General features: G+C 62.8%; 5 protein-coding genes. 3 read left to right on the forward strand and 2 right to left on the reverse strand.

Annotated elements, in window-relative coordinates:
* The 3 genes from EOD07_RS25225 to EOD07_RS25235 form a co-directional block, all read left to right on the forward strand.
* Window positions 1-908, forward strand: a 908-nt coding sequence (locus EOD07_RS25225) for a peptidase C39 family protein (RefSeq protein ID WP_127237353.1), incomplete at its 5' end; no start/stop codon positions are given.
* 4 nt (window positions 909-912) lie between these two features.
* Complete coding sequence (locus EOD07_RS25230; RefSeq protein ID WP_040984214.1) at window positions 913-2,376, forward strand: RimK family protein; 1,464 nt, start codon at window positions 913-915, stop codon at window positions 2,374-2,376.
* Window positions 2,377-2,507: 131 nt separating this feature from the next.
* Window positions 2,508-2,780, forward strand: a complete 273-nt coding sequence (locus EOD07_RS25235; RefSeq protein WP_040984213.1) for a DUF3303 family protein — start codon at window positions 2,508-2,510, stop codon at window positions 2,778-2,780.
* Window positions 2,781-2,813: 33 nt separating this feature from the next.
* On the opposite strand, the gene EOD07_RS25240 is transcribed toward EOD07_RS25235, so the two are convergent.
* Together EOD07_RS25240 and EOD07_RS25245 are read right to left on the reverse strand one after the other, a co-directional pair.
* Complete coding sequence (locus EOD07_RS25240) at window positions 2,814-3,206, reverse strand: RidA family protein (RefSeq protein ID WP_127237354.1); 393 nt, start codon at window positions 3,204-3,206, stop codon at window positions 2,814-2,816.
* Between the two features lie 73 nt (window positions 3,207-3,279).
* Window positions 3,280-4,042, reverse strand: a 763-nt coding sequence (locus EOD07_RS25245; RefSeq protein WP_127237355.1) for a LysR substrate-binding domain-containing protein, incomplete at its 5' end; no start/stop codon positions are given.

The raw sequence follows: 4,042 nt of genomic DNA on the forward strand, positions 1-4,042 counted from the left end.
AGGGCAGCGGCGTCGCGCGGCTCTATTCCATCGCCGTCGGCCCTTTCTTCAGCCGGCTCGGCCTCGGCCGCCTTCTGCTGGCCGCCGCCGAGGAAGCCGCCTTCGAGCACGACCGGCTGCTGCTTCGCCTCGAAGTGCGCGAGGACAATGATCGCGCCATCCGCATCTACGAGCAGGCCGGCTATCGGAAGCTGGGCCGCGAGCCCGACTATTACGAGGACGGCGCGACCGCGCTGCGCTACGAAAAGACGCTGCGCGGCGATCACCCCACGGCGACCAAGGTGCCGTTCTACCAGCAGACCTGCGAGTTCACCTGCGGTCCGTGCTGCCTGATGATGGCGATGGCCAATTTCGACCATGGCTTCGTGCCCGACCCGGTCATGGAAATCCGACTGTGGCGTGAAGCGACCACGGTCTTCATGATGTCGGGTCCCGGCGGCTGCGAGCCCTTCGGCCTGGCGGTCGCCGGCTATGAGAGCGGGCTCGTCGCCGAGATTTTCGTCTCCTTCTACGGCGCCTTGTTCCTGCAGTCGGTGCGCAGCGAGGAAAAGCGCCGGGTGATGGAACTCGCCCAAGTCGATTTCCGCCGCCGCGCCGAGCTTTACGGCATCCCTGTCAACTACCGTCCGTTCGGCATCGGCGACATCCGTGACGCCCTGGCCGAGGGCAAGCTTGTGGTGGTGCTGATCAGCGGTTTCCTGATGTTCGGCAAGAAGGTGCCGCATTGGGTGCTGGCCATCGGCGACGATGGCGACCATATCCTGATCCACGACCCCTGGGTCGAGGATGAGAGGCAGGAAACGATCCTCGATGCCGCGAACATTCCGGTGCCCTACGACATCTTCATGAACATGGCGCAGTTCGGTCGCGACGGTTTGCGCGCCGCCATCACTCTGGGAAAACGCTGAGACAATGACCTGGGTTATCCTCACAGGCAGGCAGAACGACATCGATCAGGTGGCCACACCCCACAAGATCATCACCAATCGCGACTATCTCGCCCATCCGGCGCTGTTCCGCGGTCAGCGGCCGAAGGTGATCAACCTGTCGAACAATTACGGCTACCAGAGCCGCGGCTACTACGCCTCGCTGCTCGCCGGATCGCGCGGCCACAGGGTCATCCCGACGGTCGAGACCATGATCGACCTTTCGGAGCGCAAGCTCTACGAGCACGCGCTGCCGGAGCTCGAGCTGGCCTTGAACAAATGCCGCAAGGACCTTGGCGGCGCGTTCCCGGCCAAGGTCGCGATCTTCTTCGGCATTGGTCCGTCGAAAGTGTGGGACCGTTTCGCCAAGCTGTTGTTCGACTGGTTCCGCGCGCCGGCGCTCGAGGTCCACATCAAGGACAGCGCCGAATGGGCCTCGATCCGCAAGATCGGCTTCCTGCCGCTTGCCCGCATGACCGAGGACGAGGAAGAGTTCTTCCTGCAATGCCTGGACACCTACACCAACCGCGAATGGCGCGACACCAAGGGCCGCACGCCGGCGCGCTACACATTCGCGACGCTGGTCGATCCGCATGAGGAACTGCCGCCGTCCGAGATTTCCTCGTTGCGCTATTGGGCGCGGATCGCCGAAAAGATGGGCGTCGAGGTCGAGCCGATCACCAAGAAGGACCTCGCCAAGCTCGCCAATTACGATGCGCTGTTCATCCGCGAGACCACCTCGATCTCCAACCATACCTACCGCTTCGCGCGCCGCGCCCAGCAGGAAGGCATGCCGGTGATCGACGATCCGCTGTCGATGATCCGCTGCACCAACAAGGTCTATCTCAACGAGCTGATGACCTACAACAAGGTGCCGGTGCCGCCGACGGTGATGATCGCCGGCACGTCCGACTTCGAGGTGGCGGCGCAGACGCTGGGTTTTCCACTGGTGCTGAAGATCCCGGATTCGTCCTTCTCGCGCGGCGTCAAGAAATGCGAGAACATGGCGGAGCTCACCAAGCTCGCGACCGAGTGGCTGGAAGATTCAGATCTCCTGATCGCGCAGAAATTCATCCCGACCGAATATGACTGGCGCGTCGGCGTGCTCGGCGGCCAGCCGCTGTTTGCCGTGCACTATCTGATGGCGAAGAAGCACTGGCAGATCGTCAACCACAAGGCCAGCGGCAAGCCCGACCAGGGCGGGATAAAGACGTTCACGCTGAAGCAGACGCCGCCACATGTCGTCGAGACGGCGGTCAGGGCCGCGAAATGCATCGGCGACGGGCTCTACGGCGTCGACCTCAAGGAGACCAAGGACGGGGTCTTCGTCATCGAGGTGAACGACAATCCCAATCTCGACCATGGCTGGGAGGATTCGGGCGAGAAGGACGAGCTCTGGGTGCGGCTGACGCAGTGGTTCCTGGAGCGCCTGGAGCGGCCGGAGAAGTAGCGGGGCGGGAAGAGGAACTGAAGAATTGAAGAATGGGGTGCCTCGCGGAAACTCCGTCCTTGCACTATCGAATAATCATTTCCTATCTCTTTCAGTTCCTCAGTTCCCCATAACTCAACCGAGGGAAAAGAATGCTGTTCCTGGTGATCGAGGACTTTCACGGCGCGGACCGCAAGGAAATCTATCGCCGCTTCCGCGATAAGGGCCGGCTGAAACCCGACGAGCTCGTTGTCCACCACTCCTGGATCGCGGCCGACATGAGCCGCTGCTTCTTGTTGGTGGAGGCCGACGACGTCACGATCCTGCAGCGCTGGGCCATCGAGTGGAACGACCTCGTCGAGTTCGAGATCATTCCGGTGGCGACGAGCAAGGACATGGTCGCGGCTCTGGCCGGGCATCTTTGAAGCCCTCAGCGCGCGTCGATTCCGGTCTCCTCGTCAAATGACCGCTATCGCGTCTACCTCTATGAGGTAGCCCGGGGACATGATCGCCACGCCGACAATCACATTCGCTGGCTTGTGATCTCCAAACAGCGAGATCTGCGCGGCTTCGATCGTCGGAACGTGTTCATCGCGGTCGTAGTCGACGATGTAGATCGTGATCTTGCAGACTTGGTCGGGCCGGGCACCCGCCGCATTGAGCGCTCGGCCAAGGTTGGCGAATGATAGGCGCGCTTGCGCCGCAAAATCACCGTGCCCGACGAGCTTGCCGTGGATATCTTCCGGCTGCTGACCCGAGATGAACACCAGCTTGGATCCCGTCGCGACGACGACCTGCGAGTACATCTCCGGAACCGGCAGGTCAGCTGGATTGATGAGTTCGAGCGACATTGAAAAATCTCCGACTTCGTTCGACTGAAAAGCGAGGCGGGCACGAAGGATGGTGCCCCGTTGCCGTAGTTCCCTAAACGAGTTTCTCGGATGGCTGCGTGCCGAGCGCCGGTGATTTGACCGCGCGCACGCATTCCCCGACCAGCCATTGCCGAAACGCACCCACGATATCGCGCCTTGCGCTGCGTTCGGGGATCGTCAGGCAATAGGGCTGGCGCAGTTCCAAGGATTGTGCGGCGGCGCGCACCAGTCTGCCATCCTCCAGCGCCTGGGCGCAATAGATGCCTTGCGCCAGCGCCACGCCCAGTCCTGAAATGGCGAGATCGAGTGCTGCACGCGAGAAGTTGGCCGAAAGGCCGCGCTGCGCCGCGCGGCCCGGCTCGCTTCCCGCCGCCGCGAACCAGTTGCGCCAGGATGGAAAGGACGCTCCGGTCGGTCCCCAATCGGTGTGGATCAGCGGCAGGCCGGCAAGGCTCTCGGACCCGGTCGCGCCGGCCAGCGTCGGTGCGCAGACGGGATAGACGGCGTCCCTGACGATCTCCTCGGTCGGATGTTCCCGGTAGTGCGGACCGTAGGAGAGGCGGATATCGATCAATTCAGGATCGAACGGCACCGGATCGTCATCGCCTCTCAGCGATATGTCGGCGGCCCCATGGGATGCAATAAAGCTGACGATGCGCTCGGAAAGCCAGCCCATCGCCATGGAGGGCGGCACCGAAACGACGAGCCTCGGGCGGAAGGCATCGCCGCCGACGTCGCGGGCGACACTGCTGATCTCGCGGAAGGCCATGCTGAGCCGCGGCAGCATCTCCACCCCCGCCTCGGTCAGCACGACC

The organism is Mesorhizobium sp. M2C.T.Ca.TU.002.02.1.1 (genome assembly GCF_003997225.1).

Bases quoted from the DNA above. Each gene is read 5' to 3' on its own strand.
- EOD07_RS25240 (WP_127237354.1), bottom strand. From the start codon at position 3,206: ATGTCGCTCGAACTCATCAATCCAGCTGACCTGCCGGTTCCGGAGATG.
- EOD07_RS25235 (WP_040984213.1), top strand. From the start codon at position 2,508: ATGCTGTTCCTGGTGATCGAGGACTTTCACGGCGCGGACCGCAAGGAA.
- EOD07_RS25230 (WP_040984214.1), top strand. From the start codon at position 913: ATGACCTGGGTTATCCTCACAGGCAGGCAGAACGACATCGATCAGGTG.